19 protein-coding genes and 3 pseudogenes are annotated in these 21,578 nt (G+C 71.8%); 8 read left to right on the top strand and 14 right to left on the bottom strand.

Annotated elements, in window-relative coordinates:
• Nucleotides 1-41: 41 nt before the first annotated feature.
• The 11 genes and pseudogenes from era to hrcA all read right to left on the bottom strand — a co-directional run bounded on the left by era (nt 42) and on the right by hrcA (nt 9,884).
• Nucleotides 42-995, bottom strand: a complete 954-nt coding sequence (era, locus tag FB467_RS09905; protein ID WP_141784949.1) for a GTPase Era — start codon at nt 993-995, stop codon at nt 42-44.
• Nucleotides 992-2,389: a hemolysin family protein gene (locus tag FB467_RS09900; protein ID WP_141784948.1), complete on the bottom strand. Its 1,398-nt coding sequence runs from the start codon at nt 2,387-2,389 to the stop codon at nt 992-994. Before FB467_RS09900 ends, era begins: the two co-directional genes overlap by 4 nt.
• Before the next feature lie 16 nt (nt 2,390-2,405).
• On the bottom strand, nt 2,406-2,909 hold the full coding sequence (gene ybeY, locus FB467_RS09895) for an rRNA maturation RNase YbeY (RefSeq protein ID WP_141784947.1): 504 nt from the start codon (nt 2,907-2,909) through the stop codon (nt 2,406-2,408).
• Nucleotides 2,906-3,232, bottom strand: a pseudogene (locus tag FB467_RS18755) (PhoH family protein); the annotation flags it as partial. The gene ybeY and the pseudogene FB467_RS18755, both read right to left, overlap by 4 nt.
• Before the next feature lie 261 nt (nt 3,233-3,493).
• Nucleotides 3,494-3,919, bottom strand: a pseudogene (locus tag FB467_RS19455) (LAGLIDADG family homing endonuclease); the annotation flags it as partial.
• Nucleotides 3,920-4,261: 342 nt separating this feature from the next.
• Nucleotides 4,262-5,041 (bottom strand): annotated as a pseudogene (locus FB467_RS18750) (PhoH family protein); the annotation flags it as partial.
• 85 nt (nt 5,042-5,126) lie between these two features.
• On the bottom strand, nt 5,127-5,483 hold the full coding sequence (locus FB467_RS19010) for a histidine triad nucleotide-binding protein (RefSeq protein ID WP_342354711.1): 357 nt from the start codon (nt 5,481-5,483) through the stop codon (nt 5,127-5,129).
• Between the two features lie 115 nt (nt 5,484-5,598).
• On the bottom strand, nt 5,599-6,978 hold the full coding sequence (locus FB467_RS09880) for an MFS transporter (protein ID WP_228393236.1): 1,380 nt from the start codon (nt 6,976-6,978) through the stop codon (nt 5,599-5,601).
• Nucleotides 6,975-7,718 (bottom strand): 16S rRNA (uracil(1498)-N(3))-methyltransferase, encoded by a 744-nt coding sequence (locus tag FB467_RS09875; protein ID WP_141784944.1) that lies wholly within the window; start codon nt 7,716-7,718, stop codon nt 6,975-6,977. Before FB467_RS09875 ends, FB467_RS09880 begins: the two co-directional genes overlap by 4 nt.
• Complete coding sequence (dnaJ, locus tag FB467_RS09870) at nt 7,715-8,836, bottom strand: molecular chaperone DnaJ (RefSeq protein ID WP_141784943.1); 1,122 nt, start codon at nt 8,834-8,836, stop codon at nt 7,715-7,717. Before dnaJ ends, FB467_RS09875 begins: the two co-directional genes overlap by 4 nt.
• Before the next feature lie 22 nt (nt 8,837-8,858).
• Entirely contained in the window at nt 8,859-9,884 is a 1,026-nt protein-coding gene (gene hrcA, locus FB467_RS09865) for a heat-inducible transcriptional repressor HrcA (RefSeq protein ID WP_141784942.1), read from the bottom strand.
• Nucleotides 9,885-10,016: 132 nt separating this feature from the next.
• Here hrcA and FB467_RS09860 point away from each other — a divergent pair, with 132 nt between their 5' ends.
• Complete coding sequence (locus FB467_RS09860) at nt 10,017-10,904, top strand: DUF3097 domain-containing protein (protein ID WP_141784941.1); 888 nt, start codon at nt 10,017-10,019, stop codon at nt 10,902-10,904.
• Entirely contained in the window at nt 10,901-11,335 is a 435-nt protein-coding gene (locus tag FB467_RS09855) for a DUF4870 domain-containing protein (RefSeq protein WP_228393234.1), read from the top strand. Before FB467_RS09860 ends, FB467_RS09855 begins: the two co-directional genes overlap by 4 nt.
• A 754-nt stretch (nt 11,336-12,089) precedes the next feature.
• Here FB467_RS09855 and hemW read toward each other — a convergent pair.
• A complete protein-coding gene (gene hemW, locus FB467_RS09850; RefSeq protein ID WP_141784940.1) occupies nt 12,090-13,325 on the bottom strand; it encodes a radical SAM family heme chaperone HemW in 1,236 nt (411 codons plus the stop codon).
• A gap of 101 nt (nt 13,326-13,426) precedes the next feature.
• On the opposite strand from hemW, the gene ppk2 reads away from it, so the two are divergent.
• The 6 genes from ppk2 to FB467_RS09820 all read left to right on the top strand — a co-directional run bounded on the left by ppk2 (nt 13,427) and on the right by FB467_RS09820 (nt 18,202).
• Nucleotides 13,427-14,317, top strand: a complete 891-nt coding sequence (gene ppk2 / locus FB467_RS09845) for a polyphosphate kinase 2 (RefSeq protein WP_141784939.1) — start codon at nt 13,427-13,429, stop codon at nt 14,315-14,317.
• Nucleotides 14,318-14,415: 98 nt separating this feature from the next.
• Nucleotides 14,416-14,784, top strand: coding sequence for a GntR family transcriptional regulator (locus FB467_RS09840; RefSeq protein ID WP_141784938.1), 369 nt, complete (start codon nt 14,416-14,418; stop codon nt 14,782-14,784).
• Nucleotides 14,781-15,677, top strand: a complete 897-nt coding sequence (locus FB467_RS09835) for an ATP-binding cassette domain-containing protein (protein WP_141784937.1) — start codon at nt 14,781-14,783, stop codon at nt 15,675-15,677. The genes FB467_RS09840 and FB467_RS09835 overlap by 4 nt, the downstream gene beginning before the upstream one ends.
• Nucleotides 15,674-16,423: a hypothetical protein gene (locus tag FB467_RS09830; RefSeq protein WP_141784936.1), complete on the top strand. Its 750-nt coding sequence runs from the start codon at nt 15,674-15,676 to the stop codon at nt 16,421-16,423. Before FB467_RS09835 ends, FB467_RS09830 begins: the two co-directional genes overlap by 4 nt.
• Nucleotides 16,424-16,433: 10 nt before the next feature.
• Nucleotides 16,434-17,402 carry an ABC transporter ATP-binding protein gene (locus FB467_RS09825; protein ID WP_141784935.1) on the top strand — a complete coding sequence of 323 codons (969 nt, stop codon included), beginning with the start codon at nt 16,434-16,436 and terminating at the stop codon, nt 17,400-17,402.
• On the top strand, nt 17,399-18,202 hold the full coding sequence (locus tag FB467_RS09820; protein WP_141784934.1) for an ABC transporter permease: 804 nt from the start codon (nt 17,399-17,401) through the stop codon (nt 18,200-18,202). Before FB467_RS09825 ends, FB467_RS09820 begins: the two co-directional genes overlap by 4 nt.
• A gap of 16 nt (nt 18,203-18,218) precedes the next feature.
• Here FB467_RS09820 and FB467_RS19315 read toward each other — a convergent pair whose 3' ends face one another.
• Both FB467_RS19315 and FB467_RS18475 read right to left on the bottom strand, forming a co-directional pair.
• Complete coding sequence (locus FB467_RS19315) at nt 18,219-21,221, bottom strand: helix-turn-helix transcriptional regulator (protein ID WP_170230659.1); 3,003 nt, start codon at nt 21,219-21,221, stop codon at nt 18,219-18,221.
• Between the two features lie 92 nt (nt 21,222-21,313).
• A complete protein-coding gene (locus FB467_RS18475; protein ID WP_153390231.1) occupies nt 21,314-21,475 on the bottom strand; it encodes a hypothetical protein in 162 nt (53 codons plus the stop codon).
• Nucleotides 21,476-21,578 lie beyond the last annotated feature (103 nt).

Genomic DNA, 21,578 nt, shown 5'->3' with positions numbered 1-21,578 from the left:
TACCCGGTCACCGGCCCGGTCAGGTGGGCGGTCCGCCCGCGTCAGAACCCGAGGCGTCCCAGCTGCTTGGGGTCGCGCTGCCAGTCCTTGGCCACCTTGACGTGCAGGTCGAGGAAGACCTTGTGACCGATCAACTCCTCGATCCCGGCGCGGGCGCGGGCACCGACCTCGCGCAGCCGCGAGCCGCCCCGCCCGATGATGATCGCCTTCTGGCTGGGCCGCTCCACGAAGATGTTGACCCGCACATCGGTCAGCGGCCGGTCGGCCGGTCGGTCCTCCCGGGGCACGATCTCGTCGACGACCACGGCCAGCGAGTGCGGCAGCTCGTCCCGCACCCCCTCCAGCGCCGCCTCCCGGACGAACTCGGCGATCCGCACGACAACCGGCTCGTCGGTGAGGACGTCGGCGGGGTAGAGCGGCACCGACCGGGGCAGGTAGCCCGCCAGCACGTCGGCGACCTCCTCGACCTGGTCGCCGTTGACGGCCGAGCACGGCACGATCGCCGCCCAGTCCCCCAGCTGGTCGATCGCCATCAGGTGCTCGGCCAGGCGCTCCCGGTCCACGGCGTCGGACTTGGTGGCGAGCGCCACGACGGGCACCCGCTTGGCCCGTTGCAGCTCGGTCAGCTCGGCGGCGATGAAGGCGTCGCCGGGGCCGGGCCGCTGGTCGGCGGGCAGGCAGAAGCCGATCACGTCGACCGACAGCAGGGTCTCCCGGACGAGGTCGTTCAGCCGCTGTCCCAGCAGCGTCCGGGGCCGGTGCAGCCCGGGGGTGTCCACCAGGATGAGCTGGTAGCCCGGCTGCGTCCGGATGCCCCGGATGGCGTGGCGGGTGGTCTGCGGCTTGTTGGAGGTGATCGCCACCTTGGAGCCGACCAGGGCGTTGGTGAGCGTGGACTTGCCTGCGTTGGGGCGTCCCACGAGGCAGGCGAAGCCGGACCGGTGGTCGGCGCCGCCGGACTGCTCGTCGTCCGTGCGGTGCGGGTGCTCGCTCACGACCGTGCCTCCGCCCGTTCCGGGGTATCGCCCTGCTCCGGGGTCTCACCGGGGGACGTGGTGTCGCCCTTGCCCCCGGCGTCACCGGAGACCGGGGTATCCGTCTCCGGGACCGCCTCCCCCTCCTCGGGGGCAGTCTCCTCCTCCACCTCGCGGACCAGGACGGTCGCGACCCGGCGGCGCCGACCCGCCATCCGCTCGGCGGTCAGCTCCAGGCCCGCGACCTGCCCGCTGGACCCCACGAGGGGGACCATGCCGATGATCGCCGAGAGCAGGCCACCCACGGTGTCGGCGTCCTCGTTCTCGATCTCGACGTCGAACAGCTCGGCCAGGTCGTCCACCGACATACCGGCGGGCACCCGCAGCGTGCCGTCCTCGAGGGTCTCCACCTCATCGACCGAGCGGTCGTACTCGTCGGTGATCTCCCCGACGATCTCCTCCAGGATGTCCTCGATGGTGATCAGGCCCGCGGTGCCGCCGTACTCGTCGATCACGATCGCGAAGTGCTGCCGCTGCTCCTGCATCTCGCGCAGCAACCCGTCCACCGACTTGCTCTCCGGGATCCGGTGGACCGGGCGCATCACGTCGGTGACCGGGACGGTGTTCACCCCGTCGGGGTGCGCGTTGACCTGGCGGGCCACGTCCTTGAAGTAGAGCAGGCCGAGCACGTCGTCGCTGCCCTCCCCGATCACCGGCACCCGGGAGAACCCCGAGCGCAGGAAGAGCGACATGGCCTGGCGCAGCACCCGCTCGCCCTGGATCGTCACCATGTCCGGACGCGGCACCATCAGCTCACGCGCCACGGTGTCGCCGAGCTCGAAGATGGAGTGGATCATCTCCCGCTCCTCGGCCTCGATGACCGCCGACTCCCCCGCCAGGTCGACCAGGTCGCGCAGCTCCGACTCCGAGGCGAACGGGCCCTCGGCATACCCCCGTCCCGGCGTGAGCGCATTGCCGAACAGGACCAGCAGCTTGGCGACCGGGCCGAGCACCAGCCGCAGCGCGTGCACGACCGGGGCGGCCATCAGCGCCACCTTCTCGCCGTGCTGACGGCCCAGCGTGCGCGGCGAGACCCCGACCACCACGAAGGACACCACGCTCATGATCGCGATGGCCACCAGCGCGGTCTGCCAGTGGCTGTCCATCACGGTGTCGACCGCGACCGTGACGGCGACGGCCGTGGTGGCCTCCGCGACGACCCGGACGAAGGTCGCGACCGACAGGTAGGGCGCGGTGTCGGCCATCACCTTCAGCAGCGAGCCGGAGCCACGACGCTCCTCGTCGGCGAGCTGGTCGGCGCGGTGGCGCGACATACGGCTCAGCGCGGTGTCCGCCGCGGAGAGCAGGAAGGCGATCAGGGTCGCCGCGATGGCGACGAGGATGAGGGTGAACATGGGGGTCCTGGGGTGCTCAGCCGTCGAGCCGGGCCGACGGCGCTGCGGTGGTGGTCCGGCCCCGGTGGGCCAGGAAGGTCAGCAGGAGGGTGCGCTGGAGGTCGAACATCTCGCGCTCCTCCTCGGGCTCGGCGTGGTCGAAACCGAGCAGGTGGAGTATGCCGTGGGTCGTCAGCAGGAGGAGCTCGTCCTCGACGGAGTGGCCGGCCCGCTTCGCCTGGGCGGCCGCGACCGACGGGCACAGCACGACGTCCCCGAGCATGCCGGCATCCGGCTCGGTGCCGTCGCTGCCGGGCCGCAGCTCGTCCATCGGGAAACTCATCACGTCGGTGGGCCCGGGCAGGTCCATCCACTGCTGGTGCAGGGCGGTCATCGCCTCCTCGTCCACGAGCGTCACGGCGAGCTCGGCGCGCGGGTGCACCCGCAGCTGGTCCAGCACCCAGCGGGCCAGGTCGTGCAGTTCCTGCTCCGGCACCGGCGACGGGACGACCCCGGACTCGTTGAGGATCTCGATGCTCATCGCGCCTGGCCGTCCTGGCCGCTCCGGCGCGCCGGCCCCTTGCGGGCGTCCCACTTGCCGTAGGCGTCCACGATCGCGCTGACCAGCCGGTGCCGCACGACGTCCTGGCTGGTGAGGTTGCAGAAGTACACGTCCTCCACCCCGTCCAGGATCTGCTGGACGACCCGCAGGCCGGAGGTGGTGCCCCCCGGCAGGTCGACCTGCGTGACGTCGCCGGTCACCACCATCCGGGAGCCGAAGCCGAGCCGGGTCAGGAACATCTTCATCTGCTCCGCGGAGGTGTTCTGCGCCTCGTCGAGGATGATGAAGGCGTCGTTCAACGTGTTGTGCGTGACCAGGAAGTCGTCCGTGACGTAGAGCGAGTCCTCGGCCGCTACCCGGATGCAGACCGTCTCCTGGACGCCCACCGGTTCGATGCGATCGATGAAGCGCACCGGCCGAGCGCCGGTCCTGGCCCCGTAGGTCTCGCGCTTGTGCGTCAGTCGGAACGGCGGGACCCCAGCAGGCAGGCGGATGTCGACCACGAACGCGTCGTGCCGATCCGGCACGGGCCTGCCCTTGGCGAGCCCCTGCGCTGGACGCGTTCGGCAGTATGCCGTCCCGCCGAGCGAGCGCACGAGGAACACCACATCATCGCGGAGCCTGGGAGAGGTCGTCGCGTAGCGCACGCGACACGCGCGACCGGCCCGGGTGACCGGCTCTCCACCGGCGTCCAAGAGCCCCTGGAGGACGGCAAGTCGCACCGCAAAGGAGTTCACGAGGTACTCGCCAGGCACGAGCTGTGCCTGGCGTCGCGTGCCCGCAAGGTCCAGGTCCCGCAGCACCTCTGTGGCGGGATCGGCGACGATCACGCCGCCTCGTCCACTCCCCTCAGCGTTGAGCGCAGAGTCCGTCCCGCCGTTGTGGCGCACCGTCGTCCCGTCGATCGGGTCCTCCGGCGCTTCGACCCGTTCGGGAGTCGTCGTGGTGGATTCGTCCCCGAGGAGCCGGCCCAGGGCGTAGGGATCCATCGGCACCGGTCGCGGGGCCAGCTCGGGCGGAGCCATCATCGGCAGTTCGAAGCGCCTGGCGTGGGCCGCGCCCAGACGACCGATCATCTCATCGGTCTGCAGCACGCGGGTCCGGCCGCGCCGCCTGTCCCAGGCGGTCTGCACCTGCCAGAGGTGCTCACCGCAGGCAAGGGTCGAGGCTCCGTCCTGGGTGCTGACCCGAAAGACCGCACGGGGGCCCTGGGGGTAGACCCCCAGGACGGGGGTGGGCCCCCCGTCGGAGCCGATGACGAGGTCACCGACGCGCAGAGAGCCGATGTCCCGGAACCCCTCCGGCGTCAGGACCTGGGCGTCCAACGGCTGCGCCCGTCCGCGCATGTATGCCAGGGGCGCCACCTCGACGGTGCCCGAGGCCATCAGTCGCGGGATCGAGTCCGGGTCCACCATGTCGTGCAGGGCGTCGTAGAGCGGGCGCAGGTAGGGGTCGATCTTGTCGTTGAGGGTGCCGGGCAGGAAGCCGAGGCGCTCACCCGCCTCGACCGCGGGGCGGGTCAGGATGATCCGGTTGACCTGCTTGGCCTGCAGCGCGGCGACCGCCTTGGCCATCGCCAGGTAGGTCTTGCCGGTGCCGGCCGGGCCGATGCCGAACACGATCGTGTGCTTGTCGATGGCGTCGACGTAGTGCTTCTGGTTCAGCGTCTTGGGCCGGATGGTGCGGCCGCGGCTGGAGACGATGTTCATCGTCAGGACGTCGGCGGGCCGCTCCTCGGACCGGGAGCGCAACATCTGGATGGACCGCTCCACGGCGTCGCGGTTGAGCGGCTGACCGGCGGCCACGACCACCAGCAGCTCGTCCACCAGCCGCTCCACCAGGGCGAGTTCGTCGGGCGGGCCGATCAGCCGGAACTCGTTCCCCCGCACGTGCAGGTCCACCCGCGGGAAGGCCCGCTCGACGGTCCGCAGCAACTCATCGCGCGTGCCGAGGAGGGCAACCATGTTGACCTCGGCGGGGATGACGATCGTGTGGCTGGCGTCGCCCCCGGCCGGATGCGCCGGGTCGGCCTCCGTCTCGGGTGTGTCGTCCGCCGGCGCGGGCGGCTCGGTGGCAGGTCCGCTCTCGGGCGGATTGGCAGGGTCTGTCATCGTGCGCCCGAGTCTACCGGCCGGGACCGTCCGGGTCGCCTCCGTTGTGGACCGGGCCGGCGCGCGGCAGGTGCGGGGTGCGCGCTCAGTCCTGCTCCCGCACCCCGACCGGGCCCATCGACTGGGCGCCCAGCACGTGGACGTGGACGTGCGCGACCTCCTGGCCACCGTCCTCCCCGACGTTGCTGACCAGGCGGTACCCGGTCTGCGCGACGCCCTCCTTCGCGGCGACCTCGCCCGCCGCGGCGAAGACGTCGGCGACCAGTCCGGGAGCTGCCGTCGCCAGCTCGGCCAGCGACTCGTGGTGCTCCTTGGGGATCACGAGGGAGTGCACCTTGGCCCGGGGCGTGATGTCGCGGAAGGCGACGACGGTGTCGGTCTCGTGGACCTTGTCGGCGGGGATCTCCCCCGCGACGATGCGGCAGAAGAGGCAGTCAGTCACGGTCACCGACACTAGCCCATGGCTCCCCGCCGCCCGGTCATGCGTCTGGTGGCGGTGGAACGCCGCCAGCCCATGCGTCTGGTGGGGGTCGGAGGCCGCCCGGTGGCGCGTTCGGTCAGGGGTGGGGGTGGGGGCGGGCGCGGGAGGAGGTGAGCACCGCGAGGAAGCCGGCGACGAGGCCGACGCAGGTGACGGACAGGAAGGCGTGCAGGTGCGAGCCGGCATACAGCGCGGTGAAGGCGGCCCCGGCGACGGCGAGCGCGACGGCGCTGGCCAGCGCCTCACTGACCTGCAGGGACGAGCTGTTGCGTCCTACCTCGGCGGGCGGTGAGAGGCGCAGCGTCAGCAACGAGGTGGTCGGGTAGGACAGCCCCACCCCGAGGGAGACCACCGCCCAGACCACGAGCACGGTCCACCCGGGCCAGTCCGCGGCGACGGAGACGACCAGCACGACCAGCCCCGCCGCGATCGGCAGGCAGCCCCGCACCAGCAGCCGGTAGCGGTCGACCTGGTCGGCCAGCCGACCCTGCACCCAGGAGCCCAGGGCCCAGGTCACCGACCCGACGGCGAGCACGGCCCCGGCCGCGGCCGGCGCGTAGTCGTGCCGGTCCTGCAGCAGCAGCGGGAGGTAGGCCTCGGCCGCCATGAACGAGGCACCGATCGCGCCACGGGCGGCGATCACCGAGGGCAGGCCACGGCCCAGGCCCAGCGTGCCGGGCGGCAGCAGCCGCCAGGCGGCCAGCACCAGGAGCAGCACGACCGGTGCGCCGACCAGCACCTCGCGGGGCTGGATCGACTCGCCGGCCAGGTTCAGCACCCCCACCGACAACGCGGCGAGCACCGCCCAACCGATCGTCGCCGGGCCCAGGTAGGAGGCGTCGTGGCTGCGCGACGTGCCCAGCAGCGCGGGTCGCAGCACCAGCAGCGCCGCCAGCACCAGCGGGACCACCCCGAGGAAGACCCAGCGCCAGGTGAGGAACTCCACCACCAGACCGGTCGCGACCGGTCCGATGAGACCGGGCAGCACCCAGGCCGCCGCGAGGAGGGAGAACACCTTGGGCCGGAGCACGTCGGGCACCCGTTGCGCGATCAGCACATACACCGCGACCGACGCCAGCCCGCTGCCGAGCCCCTGGACGGCCCGCCCGGCGACGAAGACCTCCATCGTCGGGGCGAGGCCGGCGACCAGCAGTCCCCCGGCGAAGACGGCGCAGCCGGCCGCGACCACCTGCCCCGGACCGGCGCGGTCGGACCACCAGCCCCCGAGGATCATCCCGATCACCCCGGTGGCGATGGTCGCCCCGAAGGCCAGGGCATACAGCCCGAGACCGTCGAGCGCCCGTGCCACGGTGGGCATGGCCGTGCCCACGGCGATGTACTCGGTGGCGAAGAGTGCGATGAGCGCGGTGGCGCCCCCGCTGACGCTCCGGATCTCCGGGTCCCACAGCCCGGAGCCGGTCCCCGGCCCCACGGTCGCCTGCGACTCCGCGGTCACCGCCAGCGGGCCCGGGCGCTGAGCAGGGCGATCGCGGCCGACCCGGCCGTGGAGGTGCGCAGCACGGTGGACCCGAGCCGCACGGTGCGCGCCCCGGCGTCCACGAAGGCCTGCGTCTCCTCGGGGCTGATCCCGCCCTCGGGGCCGACCACGAGCAGCACCTCACCCGCGCCGGGCAGGTCGACCCCGGCCAGCGGCTCGGTGGCCTCCTCGTGGAGCACCAGGGCCAGGTCGGCCGCCGCGATCCGCTGGATGACCGCCTGCCGGTCGGCCAGGGGCGCGACGCCGGGCACCCGCGCCCGCCGTGCCTGCTTGGTCGCGGCGAGCACGGTCTGTTCCCACTTGCGGTGCGCCTTGGCGGCCCGCTCGCCCCGCCACCGCACGATGCTGCGGTCGGCCTGCCACGGGACGACGTCGTCGACCCCGAGTTCGGTGCCCACCTCGATCGCCAACAGGTCCCGGTCCCCCTTGGCCAACGCCTGCACGAGGGTGAACCGGGGGTCCGGCTCCGCGACGGAGACCACCTCCTGGACCCGCAGCTCCAGCTCTCCCTTGCGGCGCTCCACCACCTCGCTGCGTGCCAGCAGGCCGCTCCCGTCGGCCAGCAGCACGGTCTCGCCGGGGCCGAGCCGGCTCACGTCGGCGGCGTGCCGCCCCTCCGGGCCGTCCAGCACGAACCGGTCATCCACGGCGACCGTGGACAACCGCCCCTGCCCGGTGAAGAACAGCGGCGCGCTCACCGACCGTTGAACGCTTCCTTGAGCTTGCCGAGGAAGCCGGACTGCGCCGGGGACAGCCGGCCGTCCGGCCGGGTCTCCCCCCGCGCCTCGGCCAGCTGGGCCAACAGGTCGCGCTGGGTCCCGTCGAGCTTGGTGGGCACCCGCACGTCCAGGTGCACGATGAGGTCGCCCCGGCCGGTGCCCCGCAGGTGGGTGACCCCCTGCTGGGACAGGGTCACGGTGTCCCGCGGCTGGGTGCCGGCCTTGAGGTCCACCTCGGTCGGACCGTCGAAGGTGTCGACCGTGAGCGTCGCACCCAGCGCGGCCGCGGTCATCGGGACCTGCACCGAGCAGTGCAGGTCGTCCCCGCGACGCCGGAAGGTCTCGTGCGGGGCGACCGCCACCTCGACATACAGGTCGCCGGAGGGTCCGCCGGAGCGACCCGCCTCGCCCTCGCCCGAGAGGTGGATCCGGGTGCCGGAATCGACCCCGGCCGGCACCCGCAGCGACAGGTCCCGACGGGTGCGCACCCGGCCCTCGCCGGAGCAGTTGGAGCACGGGTGCTCGATGATCTCGCCGAAGCCCTGGCAGGAGGTGCACGGCCGGGACGTCATGACCTGGCCGAGGAAGGAGCGCTGGACCTGCTGGACCTCCCCGCGCCCGGCGCAGACGCCACAGGTGCGGGTGCCGGTGCCGGGCTGGGCACCGGCGCCGGAACAGGTCTCGCACCGCACGGCCGTGTCCACGGTCAGGGTCTCCTCCCCGCCGAAGACCGCCGTGCGCAGGTCGATGTCCAGCCGCACCAGGGCGTCCTGGCCACGCTGCGTGCGGGAGCGCGGGGCCCGGGAGCCCGCGGCGGCACCGCCGAAGAAGGCGTCCATGATGTCGCTGAAGCTGAACCCCTGGCCGAAGCCGCCACCCTGCCCGCCGTAGGGGTCCTGGCCCCGGTCGTACGCGGCGCGTTTGGCGTCGTCCCCGAGCACGTCGAAGGCCTGGCTGACCTTCTTGAACTGCTCCTCGGCCTCGGGGCCGGGGTTCACGTCGGGGTGCAGTTGACGGGCCTTGCGGCGGTAGGCGGTCTTGATCTCGGCCGCCGTGGCCTCACGGGACACGCCGAGGTCGGCGTAGTAGTCGTTCACCAAAGTCCTTACTCGTAGCTGGTCAGGTGTCCAGGATCTGCGACACGTAGTGCGCGACCGCACGCACCGACGCCATCGCGGACGGGTAGTCCATGCGGGTCGGCCCCACGACGCCCAGCCCGCCGGCGGGCCCGTAGGTCGTGGTGACCACCGAGGTGCTCTGCAACCCCTCGTAGGGGTTCTCGGCACCGATGCTCACGGTCACGGCGTCCTCCGCGTCGAGGGTCGCCATACTCCCCATCAACTTCAGGAGCACCACATGTTCTTCCAAGGCTTCCAGGACGGGGCCGATGGACAGCGGGAAATCGGTGCCGACCCGGGCCAGGTTGGCCGTGCCAGCCAGCACCACCCGCTCCTCGTTGCGCTCCATGAGGACGTCGGCGAGCGCCTCGACCACGGCCCGGCCCACCGGGCGGTCCGGCAGGTCGACGCCCTCGAAGGCCTCCTCGAGCAGCGGGGTGGCCTCGGCCAGGGCGTGCCCGCACGCGTGCCGGTTGATCAGGTTGCGCAGGTCGTGGACGAGCTGCTCGCCCTCGGCGCCGACGAGTTCCCGGTCCAGTTCGACAATGCGCTGCTCGACCCGGCCGGTGTTCACGATCAGCACCACCATCAGCCGGTTGGTCCCCACGAGGACGAGCTCCACGTGCCGGACCGTCGAGCGGGTCAGCGAGGGGTACTGCATCACCGCGGCCTGCCGGGTCAGCCCGGAGAGCAGGCGGACGGTGCGCCCGACGATGTCGTCCAGGTCGACCGCGCCCTCCAGGAAGCGGTGGATGGCGGTCTTCTCGGCACGGCTCAACGGCTTGATGGAGTGCAGCCGGTCCACGAACATCCGGTAGCCGGCGTCGGTCGGGATCCGCCCGGCGCTGGTGTGGGGGGCCGTGATCAGGCCCTCCTCCTCCAGGACGGCCATGTCGTTGCGCACCGTCGCGGCGGACACCCCCAGCTGGTGCCGGTCGAGCAGGCTCTTGGACCCCACCGGCTCGGAGGTGCGCACATAGTCCTGGACGATCGCGCGGAGGACGGCCAGCCGCCGGTCGTCGTTCATCCCTCGGTCACCTCCACCGCATCCTGGCACTCGTGAATCGCGAGTGCCAGTCTACGCCGACCGGGACCTCACTCCGTCGCTCGCCGCGTTTCGCTGGCCGGGCGCGGGCGGCCCCGCACGTAGCCTGACGGGGTGAACGACCGATACGGCACCGATGTCCTCTCCGGCGACTGGCGGGCCCCCGCCCGTGGTCGGGCCCAGTCCGTCGAGGCCGAGCTCGGCATGGTCGTCGAGGACGTCGAGACCGGCTGGTGCGGCGCGATCTGCCGGGTCGAGAAGGCCGGCGGGATGCACGTCGTGCACCTGGAGGACCGCCGGGGTCGCCGCAAGGGCTTCCCGCTCGGGCCGGGCTTCCTCCTCGAGGGCCGGCCGGTGGTGCTGACCCCGCCGAAGCAGGCCGAACGGGCTGCGTTGGCCGCCGCCCGCAAGGAGGCCTCACGCACCGCCAGCGGCTCCCGCGCGGTGGAGCACGCCCCGGCCCGCGTCGCGAGCGGCTCCCGCATCTTCGTCGAGGGCCGGCACGACGCCGAGCTGGTCGAGAAGATCTGGGGCGACGACCTGCGGGTCGAGGGGGTCGTGGTCGAACTACTCGAGGGAGTCGACGACCTGACCGCGGTGATCCGCGACTTCGCCCCCAGCGCGGACCGGCGGATGGGCGTCCTGGTCGACCACCTGGTGGCCGGCACCAAGGAGGACCGGATCGTGCAGGCCGCACGGGCGCTGCCGCAGTCGCGCCACGTGAAGATCCTGGGTCACCCCTACGTCGACGTGTGGCAGTCGGTGCGGCCCGCCCGGCTCGGGCTGGAGGCCTGGCCGGTCATCGACCGTGGCAGGTCCTGGAAGCACGGGGTCCTCGCCGAGCTCGGCTGGCCGCACACCACCCAGGCCGATGTGGCGCGGGGGTGGAAACAGATCCTGGGCTCCGTGCGTTCCTACAGTGACCTGGAGCCCACGCTCCTGGCCAGCGTCGAGGAACTGATCGACTTCGTCACCGTCCCACAGGGAGTGAGACACCCATGACCCAGGACCCAGCCAACAACCCGCCGCAGCCGCCCCACCAGGCGTATCAGGCATACCAGCGACAGGGCATCAGCTCGGGTGAGCGCACCTGGATGATCATGGCGCACCTGTCCGCACCGATCGCGTTCCTGATCAGTGCGGGCAGCCTGAGCTTCCTCGGACCCCTCGTCATCTGGCTGATCCAGAAGGACCAGAGCCCGGCCGTCCGCGCGTCCGCGGCCGGCGCGTTCAACTTCAACCTCTCGTTCTGGATCCTCTACCTGCTGGGGTGGGTCGTCGGCATCGTCACGCTGACGCTCGGCTTCATCGTGGTGATCCCGTTCTGGATCGTGATCTTCCTGGTCGCGGCCTTCGTGCACATCAAGGGCGCGCTCCGGGCGGCCCGCGGCGAGACCTACCACTACCCGTTCCAGCTGCCGGTCCTGCACTGACCGAGCCGCCCGGTCCACCCCTTGCGCGCCGGACCGGAACCGGCTAGACATGCTGCTACGCATCCCGGAGACGGGACGCCGACCACGAGCCTCGGTCGCGGATTCGCCAACCAGGACCTGTCCTGGCGACACCTACCGGTGATGCGGTAGGGCGAGCCACCCGACCACTCGCCGGTCGATCGCGGCATCACCGGCGATCACCCAGAAGGCCCCGCGAACCCATACTTCGCGGGGCCTTCGTCTGTCCCGGACTGCGCCGGGACCTCAGAGCGGGGCCCTGCCCGCTCATACCGGGCAGGGGGCCACCACCGTTCTAACCGCTCACGGGTCCGATCCGTGGGAACCACGCCGGGCACGGCCCAAACCGCGGACCTCGGGGAGGTTGCTTCGGGGAGGTTGCTCCGCGCGCCCGCCCCCGCACGCTCCGCGCGACCGAACGCGTGGTCGGTCGACGCCACCGTGTGACCGAACGCGCGGTCGGTCTGCACCAACCTGTGACCGAACGCGCGGTCGGTCGGCGCCGCGTCCCCCACCTCGAGGTCCTGGCAGCCCCCGACGCGAGCGCCTTTCGTCCCCGCAAGCGCCTTCCTGCACGAGCAGCGGCAAAAGTCGCGACATTTGCCGCACGCAGGAGCATTTGCCGCCTCTCGGGAGATTCGCCGCATGCAGGGACGAATGCCGCTCACGTCCGGGCGGAGGCTCAGTGCGGACCGGGGGCGGTGCGGACCGGGGGGCGGGTCGGGGGCGGAGCCGGTCAGGAGCCGGCCAGGAGCCGGTGGACGACGGTGTCCGCGAGCAACCGGCCACGGAGCGTCAGGACGCCACGACCACGCAGGGCAGCGGCGCCGTCGAGCAGGCCACCGGCGATCAGCCCCGCGACCTCGGCTCGCCCCTGCGCGGGGAGGACGGCCAGGTCCAGGCCCTCGACCAGGCGCGACTCGAGCAGCACGCGCTCGTCGTGCCGCTGCGCCGGGCTCAGCCGCTCCCGGCCCGCGGCGGGCGAGGCACCGGAAGCCAGCCGGTCCGCATACGGAGCCGGGTGCTTGACGTTCCAGAAGCGCACGCCGCCGATGTGGCTGTGCGCGCCCGGGCCGATCCCCCACCAGTTGCCACCCGCCCAGTAGCCGACGTTGTGACGGCAGCGCGCATCCGGCCCGGTGGCCCAGTTGCTGATCTCGTACCAGCCGTACCCGGCGCCCGAGAGCACCTCGTCGGCCAGCTCGTACTTGTCGGCCTCGTCGTCATCGTCCGGGGCCGGGACCTCACCCCGGCGCACCTGCGCGGCCAGCTTGGTGCCCTGTTCCACCACGAGGGCGTATGCCGACACGTGGTCCGGCGCGAGGTCGGTCACCGCCCGCAGGCTCGCCTCCCAGTCCGCCAGGGACTCCCCGGGCGTGCCGTAGATGAGGTCCAGGCTCACCTGCATCCCGGCCGCCCGGACCGCGGCCACGGCCGTCGCCACGTTGGCCGGGTCGTGGGTGCGGTCGAGCGTGCGGAGCACGTGCGGCACGGCCGACTGCATCCCGAGGCTGACCCGGGTGAAGCCCCCGGCGGCGAGCTGCTGCGCCACCTCCGGCGTGATCGTGTCGGGGTTGGCCTCGGTGGTGATCTCGGCATCCGGGGCCAGCCCCCAGGCCCGGTCGATCCCCCGGAGCATCCGGACCAGGTCGCCCGGCGGCAGCATGGTCGGCGTGCCGCCGCCGACGAAGACGGTCTGCACGGCCGGGACCGGGTCCGGACCTGAGCCGAGGGCCCGGGTGGCCAGCTCGATCTCGGCGAGGGCGGCGTCGGCATAGCTATCCAGGGTCGCCCCGTGGCCCCCGAGCTCGGGCACCGTGTAGGTGTTGAAGTCGCAGTAGCCGCACCGCACCCGGCAGAACGGGACGTGCAGATAGACCCCGAACGGCCGTTCCCCGAGCCCGCTCAGCGCCCACCCGGGGAGGGCCCCGTCCGCGGGCGCGGGTTCACCCAGGGGAAGCGCGGACGGCATACGGCCCATTGTCCCCCACTGCCCACCCTCAGGGTGGCCGCGGCCCTGTCGCGCCACATTCCCGTCGCCTGGCGTTCACCCGTGCTGCTTAGATTGCCTCCGTGCAGCAGGAACTCCGCGAGTACATCGACCGGCTCAGGGTCGAGGGTTACACCGTCCGTGACGACCAGGGCTCGGACCCGGACCTGATCACCCCTGACGGCCGGGCGGTGGATACCTGGCGTGAGGACTACCCCTACGACAACCGGCTGTCCCGCGCCTACTACGACGTGGAGAAGTGGCTGTTGCAGGTCGAGCTGCTCAAGCTGCAGTACTGGGCCAAGGACACAGGTCAGCGGATCGTCATCATCTTCGAGGGCCGCGACGCCGCCGGGAAGGGCGGCGCCATCAAGCGGTTCATCGAGCACCTGAACCCCCGTGGTGCGCGTGTCGTGGCCCTGACCAAGCCGTCCCGGGTCGAGGAGGGCCAGTGGTATTTCCAGCGCTATGTCACCCACCTGCCAACGGCCGGCGAGATCGTGCTCTTCGACCGCTCCTGGTACAACCGGGCCGGCGTCGAGCGGGTGATGGGGTTCTGCACCGACGACCAGTACGACCGCTTCGTCCGTCAGGCACCGACCTTCGAGCGGATGCTCGTGGAGGACGGCGTGCACCTGACCAAGTTCTGGTTCTCGGTCACCCGGTCCGAGCAGCGGACCCGGTTCGCCATCCGGCAGCTCGACCCGGTGCGCCGCTGGAAGCTGTCCCCGATGGACCTGGAGTCGCTGGACCGGTGGGAGGACTACACCGAGGCCAAGGAGGAGATGTTCCGCCTCACCGACACCGACGAGGCGCCCTGGACCACGATCAAGAGCAACGACAAGAAGCGGGCCCGGCTCAACGCCATGCGCTACTTCCTGGGCCGCTTCGACTACCCGGACAAGGACACCACCATCGTGTTGCCGCCGGACCCCAATCTGGTCCGGCGCGGCCGGTACACGACCGGCGACTAGGGACCTGCCCCACCTCCTCCCGGTGTAAAACCGGTTGACCCCGCCCTCAGTGCTATGGTTCATTAGTCGAGTAATGAACCAATGAAGGGAGGCGCCGGGTGTTCGACGGTCGAGAGCCGATCTACCAGCAGATCGCGGAGGCCATCCGCGGCGAGATCCTCTCCGGCGCGCTCCGCGAGGGGGACCAGGTCATGTCGACCACCCAGTACGCCACCACCTACCGGATCAACCCCGCGACGGCGGCCAAGGCCTTCGCCCAGCTCGTCGACGAGGGGATCCTGCACAAGCAGCGGGGCCTGGGGATGTTCGTCTCCGACGGAGCACCCGAGATGCTGCGCACGCGGCGTCGCGAGGTGTTCTTTACCGAACGCCTTGATCCGGTGCTGCACGAGGCCGACGTCCTGGGGATCACCACTGCGGAACTCACCTCCTACCTCACGCGCACTCCGAAGGGAGCCCACCGATGACTGGCCTCACCGTCCGCGCCGAGGACCTCGGCGTTAGCTACGGAGCCGACCCGGCGCTCAGCGGGATCACGCTCGAGCTCGAACCGAACCGGATCCATGGCCTGCTGGGGCGCAACGGCGCCGGCAAGACCACGCTGCTGTCGGCACTGGCCTCGCTGCGGGCGCCGTCGGCCGGCCGGATCTTGATCGACGGGGCCGACCCGTTCGAGGACGAACGGCTGATGGAACAGGTCTGTCTTATCCGCGAGAGCGGCGACGTTCTCGCCGACGAGAAGTTGCGCACGAACCTGGACTGGTGTGAACTCGCCCGCCCCCGGTTCGACCGCGAGTATGCCGAACGACTGATCGAGCAGTTCGGCCTCGACCTGCGCAAGAAGCCGCAGGCGCTCTCGCGTGGCCAGGCTTCGGCCTTCGGCGCCATCATCGGGCTCGCCGCCCGGGCTCCGGTGACGATGTTCGACGAGGTCCACCTCGGGATGGATGCCCAGGCCCGCCAGATGTTCTACGACGAGCTGCTCGCAGAGTTCGCCGAGCGGCCGCGGACGATCGTGCTGTCCAGCCATCTGATCAGCGAGATCGAGCACCTGGTGGAGACCGTGACCATCCTGCACGCCGGGGCACTGCTGCTCAGCGAGGAGTCCGACGACCTCCATGCTCAGGGGGCGACCCTCACTGGGCCTGCCGAGGTCGTCGACCGGTTCACCAGCACCCAGCCGGTGATCGGGACCCGCGACCTGGGACCGACCCGGCAGGCGACCGTCTTCGGCTCCCTCGACGAGGCCATGCTCACCCGGGCCCGGGCAGAAGGCCTGCAGGTCGGTCCCGTGCCTCTCCAGGACCTCTTCATCCACCTGAGCAACCATGCCCACGACACCGCGAAGGAGTCGACATGACGACCGGCACTCTCGACCAGTCGACCAGAACCACCCGCCGTCCCGCGCAATGGCTACGTGTCGCCCGCTGGCAGCTGGAGACCGGCGTCTTCCTGATGCTTTGGGCCTGGGGCCTGATCACGGTGCTCGTGGTAGCCGTCCTGGCGATCGTGGGCCAGTCGGTGCACGTCGTGGTGTCCGGATTCGCCATCTCCCACCACGGACTCCTCTGGTTCCCGTTCAGCATCGCGATCATGGTGACCGTCACCTACCTGCCGCTCCACGTGGGCAGCGGCATGACGCGGAGTTCCTTCATCAAGGCCGCGCTCCTGGGCAACGTCCTGATCGGCGTCCTCAACGCGGCGTTCACGATGGTCGGCCTGCTCATCGAGCGCGAGATCTACCACCGACTGGGCTGGTTCCACGGGTCGACCAACGCCAAGGGCGTCGAGGTACTCGACGGCGGCGCGCTCACCTACGGGATCGGGCTGACGTTGCTGTTCGTTTCCGGGATGCTCAGCGGACTCCTGGTCGGCGTCGCCTACTACCGCGCCGGTGGGTGGTGGGGCACGCTCACCCTCCCCCTCACCCTGCTCCCGATCGCGGTGACCTCGCTGATCGGCCTCGTGGACGACTCCCAGTGGTCACCGTGGGACGTCAGTTTCGCCGCCTCGTGGCCGGCCAGCGAGCTCTTCACCGGTGCCGTGCTCATCGCCGCCGCCGCGGTGTTCGCGCTCCTGGTCCGCCGCATCCCGATCGACACCTGAAAGGCCTGACATGACCACCTCGTCCACCCCAACCACCACCGGGCACGACGCGGCACACGCCGGACCCGTGGTCCGCGTGAGCGACCTGCGCAAGTCCTACGGCACGAAGGTGGCCGTGGACGGCGTGTCCTTCACCGTGGACCGCGGCGAGATCTTCGGGATCCTCGGCCCCAACGGGGCCGGCAAGACCACGACGGTGGAGTGCCTGGCCGGGCTGCGGCAGGCCGACAGCGGCAGCATCGAGCTGCTGGGCCTGGACCCGCAACACGACCCGACACCGGTCCGGGAGGTCCTGGGTGTGCAGCTGCAGGAGTCCAAGCTCCCGGCCAAACTGCGGGTCCGCGAGGCCCTCGAGTTGTATGCATCCTTCTATCCCGATCCGGAGGACCCCGAGGCCCTGATCTCCTTGCTCGGCCTGGGCGAGAGGCGGGACACGCCATACCAGAACCTGTCCGGCGGACAGCAGCAGCGGTTGTCCATCGCGTTGGCGCTCGTGGGCCGGCCCCAGGTCGCGATCCTCGACGAGCTCACGACCGGGCTGGACCCGCAGGCCCGCCGGGAGGCGTGGGACCTGGTGGAGAAGGTCCGCGACAGCGGTGTGACGATCGTCCTGGTCACCCACTTCATGGACGAGGCTGAGCGCCTCTGTGACCGTCTGGTGGTCATCGACCGGGGCCGGGTCGTGGCGGAGGGGACACCGGGCGACCTGTCCGGCGGGTCCCGCGGGAGCCGCACCTTCCGGGTGGTTCTGCCCGTGGCTCCACCCGAGGGCCTGCTCACCGGCCTGCCGTCGGTGACCTCGGTCCGCGACGTCGGTCGCGAGCTGGAGATCAGCGGCACTGACACGGTGCTGCCCGACGCCATCGCCGCGCTCTCCGGGTGCGGCATCATCCCGGACGAGGTCCGCACCCGCACCCGCTCGCTGGAGGACGCCTTCGTCGAGCTGGTCACCCGAGAGACCGAGGAGACCGCACCATGACCGCCACCACCAAGCCGTATGCCGGCAGCACCCGCACCGGGATGCGCGGCCTGGGCGCGCTGACCCGCACGGAGGGACGACTGTTCCTCCGCGACTTCGGCAGCCTGTTCTTCGTCCTCATCTTTCCCTCCGTCCTGCTCATCGGGATGGGCCTGGCGATCCCCGGGATGCGCGAGCCGATCACCGATGCCGGCCCGCTGTGGGGACAGTTCACGGTCGTCGACCTGTTCCTGCCCGTCATGCTGTGTGTGGCGGCCGCCACGGCCGGTCTCACCGCCCTGCCCGCCTACCTGGCCAGCTACCGCGAGACGGGGGTGCTGCGCCGCCTGTCGACCACCCCGATGCGACCGCAGGGAGTACTCCTGGCCCAGCTGGTGGTCCAGCTGGTCGCGGTCACCGTCGGTGCCCTGCTGGCGCTGCTGGCCGGACGGCTCGTCTTCGGCAGCCCGATGCCGGAACGGCCCGTGCTGGCCGTGGTCACCTTCCTGCTGGCCGTCACCGCGATGTTCGGCATCGGGTTGCTGATCGGCGGGGTGGCCAACAAGGGCACCACGGCCTCGGGGATCGGCATGTTGGTCTACTTCCCGATGCTGTTCATGGCCGGGCTGTGGACGCCCGGTCCGGCCATGCCGGATGCGGTCGCCAGGGTCGCCACCTACACCCCGCTCGGCGCCGGCTCCCAGGCGATGAACGTCGCCTGGTTCGGTGACGGGGACTTCCCGCTGACCCAGCTGGTCGTGATGGTGGTCTGGTCGGTGCTGCTGTTCCTGGTCGCCGCCCGCACGTTCCGCTGGGAGTGAGCCGGCCGGGGACCGGTCAGTCCAGCAGCCCCTGGCGACGGGCGAGCGCCGCCGCCTCGGTGCGCCCCGAGGCGCCGAGCTTGGCCAGGATGTTGGACACGTGCACGCTCACCGTCTTGGTGCTGATGAACAGCTGCCGGGCGATCTGACCGTTGGTGCGACCCTCGGCCACCAGGGCGAGCACCTCCCGCTCCCGAGGGGTGAGCACGGGGCCCGCCTGGTCGTCCGAGGACGGGGTGGCCCCGCGGTCGACCGTCGCCAGCTCGGCAAGCAGCGGCAGCGCCCCGAGTCGCTCCGCGGTCTCCCGCGCCGCCGCGGTCAGCTCGTGGGCGGCGGCCTGCTCGCCCTGAGCCCGCAGCACCGCGGCCAGCCGGGACTGCGAGCGGGCCACCTCGAAGGGATGCTCGAGCACCTCGAAGGCCTGCACCGTCTCCTCCCAGGCACGGCGCAGGTCCTGCTGCGGTACGTCCTGCCCCGCCAACCAGCGCAGGCGCAAGTGTTCGGCGCCCATTCGCTGCCCCCAGGCCCGACCCTCCGGCCCAACGTCCCGGCCCACCACCGACCGGCGCTGGGCGGTCTTCTCGCCCACGGTCAGCAGCTCGTCGCCGCGGCGGAGCAGGTCTGCGCGCCCCCCCGCCCCGAGCCGGGAGGCCGCCGACGCGAGCTGTCCCAGCAACAGGGTCGACAGGCGGACCTGCGCCTGGAACGCCGGGACCTGCCAGGCGGCCGTGACGGTCGAGACGACGTCCTGGTAGGCCCGCTCCGCCTCCTCCAGCCGATCGGCGTCGCCATAGAGATCGATCGCCGCGCCCCCGACGTTGATCGCCAGCCAGCCGTCCGCGAGCCACTCTGTCCGGGTGGCCTCGAGGGTGGCCAGACCGGACGGGTCGCCCCGCCCGGCGGCGACCTGCAACCGGATCGACGCGAGCAGGGACGCCATCAGCGGGGGCGGGACCTCGTGCGACGTGTCCGTGACCAGGTCCACCTCGTCCCAGTCCCCGACCATGTAGGCCGCGACGCCGCTGAGGATGCGCGCGTCGGCCCCGTAGGGCGCCCAGGGGCGGCTCCGGCGCTCCGAGAGGTCCATCGACTGCCGGTAGTAGCCACGTGCCTGGGTGATCCGGCCCATCTCCATCAGGGTGCCGCCGAGCTGGTGCAGCGCCCGCGTCTCGGCGGCCGTGTCCCCGGCGGCGCGCGCCTGCTCCAGCACGTCGCTGAGCACCCGGAGCGATTCCTCCGGGTCCCCGAGGACCTCGTTGAGCCGGCCCAGCGTGGTGGCGGCGTCGACCGCGGTCCGTTCCAGTCCCAGCTCCTCGGCCAGGGTCAGCGCCTGCTGGGCAAAGGTCACCCCCTCGGCGAACCGGGATCGGTCGACGTTGGCCCGGGCGTGCACGGCCAGGGTGTGTGCCCGCAGCGGCCGCGCGTCCGGGCCGACGAGGTCGAGCGCGGTCGTGGTCAGGTCCAACGGGTTCACCGACGGGTCGTCGCCGAACATGGCCGCCCGCGCGAGCACCAGCAGCAGCTTGGCCCGGTCGTCGTCCGCGAGGTCTGGTCCGTGGGCGGCCAGGGAGTCCCGGAGCAACGCCGCGGCACGCTGCGGGTGGCCGGCATCGATCAGCGCCTCGGATGCTCGGCGGGTGAGGTGGACCACGCTGGTGTCGGCGTGGTCGGCCAGGGCCGGGTCGGCGAGCAGCTCGAGGGCCGTCTGGTAGTGGCGGGCGGCCTCCTCGGGCCCGCCGACCTTCATCGCGTCGTCGCCCGCCTCGATGCTGGCTACCAGGGCGGTCTCCCGGTCCTGGGCAGCGCGGGCGTGCCGGGCCAGCTCGGCCGCCGACCCGTTGCCCCGACCCCCGACCAGGGCCGAGACGTAGGCGGCGTGCAGCCGGGTGCGCTCACCCGGCAGCAGGTCGTCGTAGACCGCCTCCGCCAGCAGCGCGTGGCGGAAGGCATAGGAGCTGTCGCCCCAGGGGACCAGGATGTTGGCCTCCACGGCCGCGCGGAGGGCGTCGTTCAGCGCCCCGTCGGAGAGCCCGCCCACGGAGGCCAGCAGGTCGTGGGCGACCCGGCGCCCCGCCGCGGCCGCCGCCCGCACCACGCCCCGGGCCTGCTCGTCGAGCCGGTCCAACCGCACCAGGAGCAGGTCGGCCAGGTCGGCCGGCAGGTCGCCGTGGTCCAGCTCGTGGGCGCCGAGCAGCTCCTCGGCGAAGAAGGCGTTGCCCTCGGCCCGCCGCACGATCTCCTGCACCTCCCGCTCGCTGAGGGCCTGCCCCGGTCGCGAGGCACCGTGGGCGGCCCGGACCAGGGTGCGGACGTCGCGGTCGGGCAGGTGGGACAGATTGACCCGGGACACCCGGGACATCCGGGCCCACTCGGTGACCCGGGCCCGCAGCGGGTGGCGTCGGTGCAGGTCGTCGCTGCGGTAGGAGACCACGATGCTCACCGGGTGCTGGAAACCCCGGGCGAACAACGAGGACAGGATGTCGCAGGTGGACCGGTCGGCCCAGTGCGCGTCCTCGACGATGACCAGGACCGGCGCCCGCTCGGCCAGTTGCTCCAGCGCGGCATGGGTCCCCTCGAAGATGTCCCCGCGGCCCAGGCCCACCCCGTCCTGGTCACTCCCCCGGCCCCCGATCACCTGCTGCTCCAGCGTGCCGCTCGCCGGCTCGCCCTCATCCCCCTGGGCACCGAGCAGGCGTTGTCCCGGCTGCAACCGGGTGATGGCCGGTGTCGACCGGGTGAGCGCGGCCAACACCTCCGGCCGGGCCGCCCCCAGCCGCCCGAACATCTCCGAGAACGGCAGGTAGGACAATGCGCTCTCGCCGAAGTCCAGGCAGTGGCCGATCAGCACCTGCCAGCCGGCCTCCTCGGCACGGTGGCCGAGCTCGTGCAACAGGCGGGTCTTCCCGACGCCCGCCTCCCCGCCGAGGACGACGGCAGCCGGTGTCGGATCGGATCCGACACCGGCCAAGGCCATCAGCTGGGCGAGCTCGTCGCCGCGCCCGACCAGCGGGGTCTTCATTGCGCCAAGGACAACCACGTCCTCCATCATCGTCGGTCCCACCGACACTCGCAGGGGACCACCGGGACACGGCACGTCGGCGGCGACGGCGCTCACCGTCCCTGGGACGGCCGCCGGTCACCCGAGATGGGGCCGGACGGCTGCGGGCTGCGCCCCTTGCTGAACGGCAGGTGCATCGGCGACCGCCACGCCTTCGACAGCGCCTCGCGCCGGTAGTTCAGCTCGGCCCGCAGGTAGGGATCCACGAACTCCATGGTGTTTCTCCGATCTCGACCACCGGGTCACGGTTGACCCGATGCCTCAAGACTCGGTTGCTGAGGTAGACCGGCACATCGGACGTCGTCCCTAGTTTCCGGA

Origin of the sequence: Ornithinicoccus hortensis (assembly GCF_006716185.1) — a bacterium.
Classification (GTDB): domain Bacteria; phylum Actinomycetota; class Actinomycetes; order Actinomycetales; family Dermatophilaceae; genus Ornithinicoccus; species Ornithinicoccus hortensis.
This window is presented reverse-complemented; position numbering and strand designations above follow the sequence as displayed.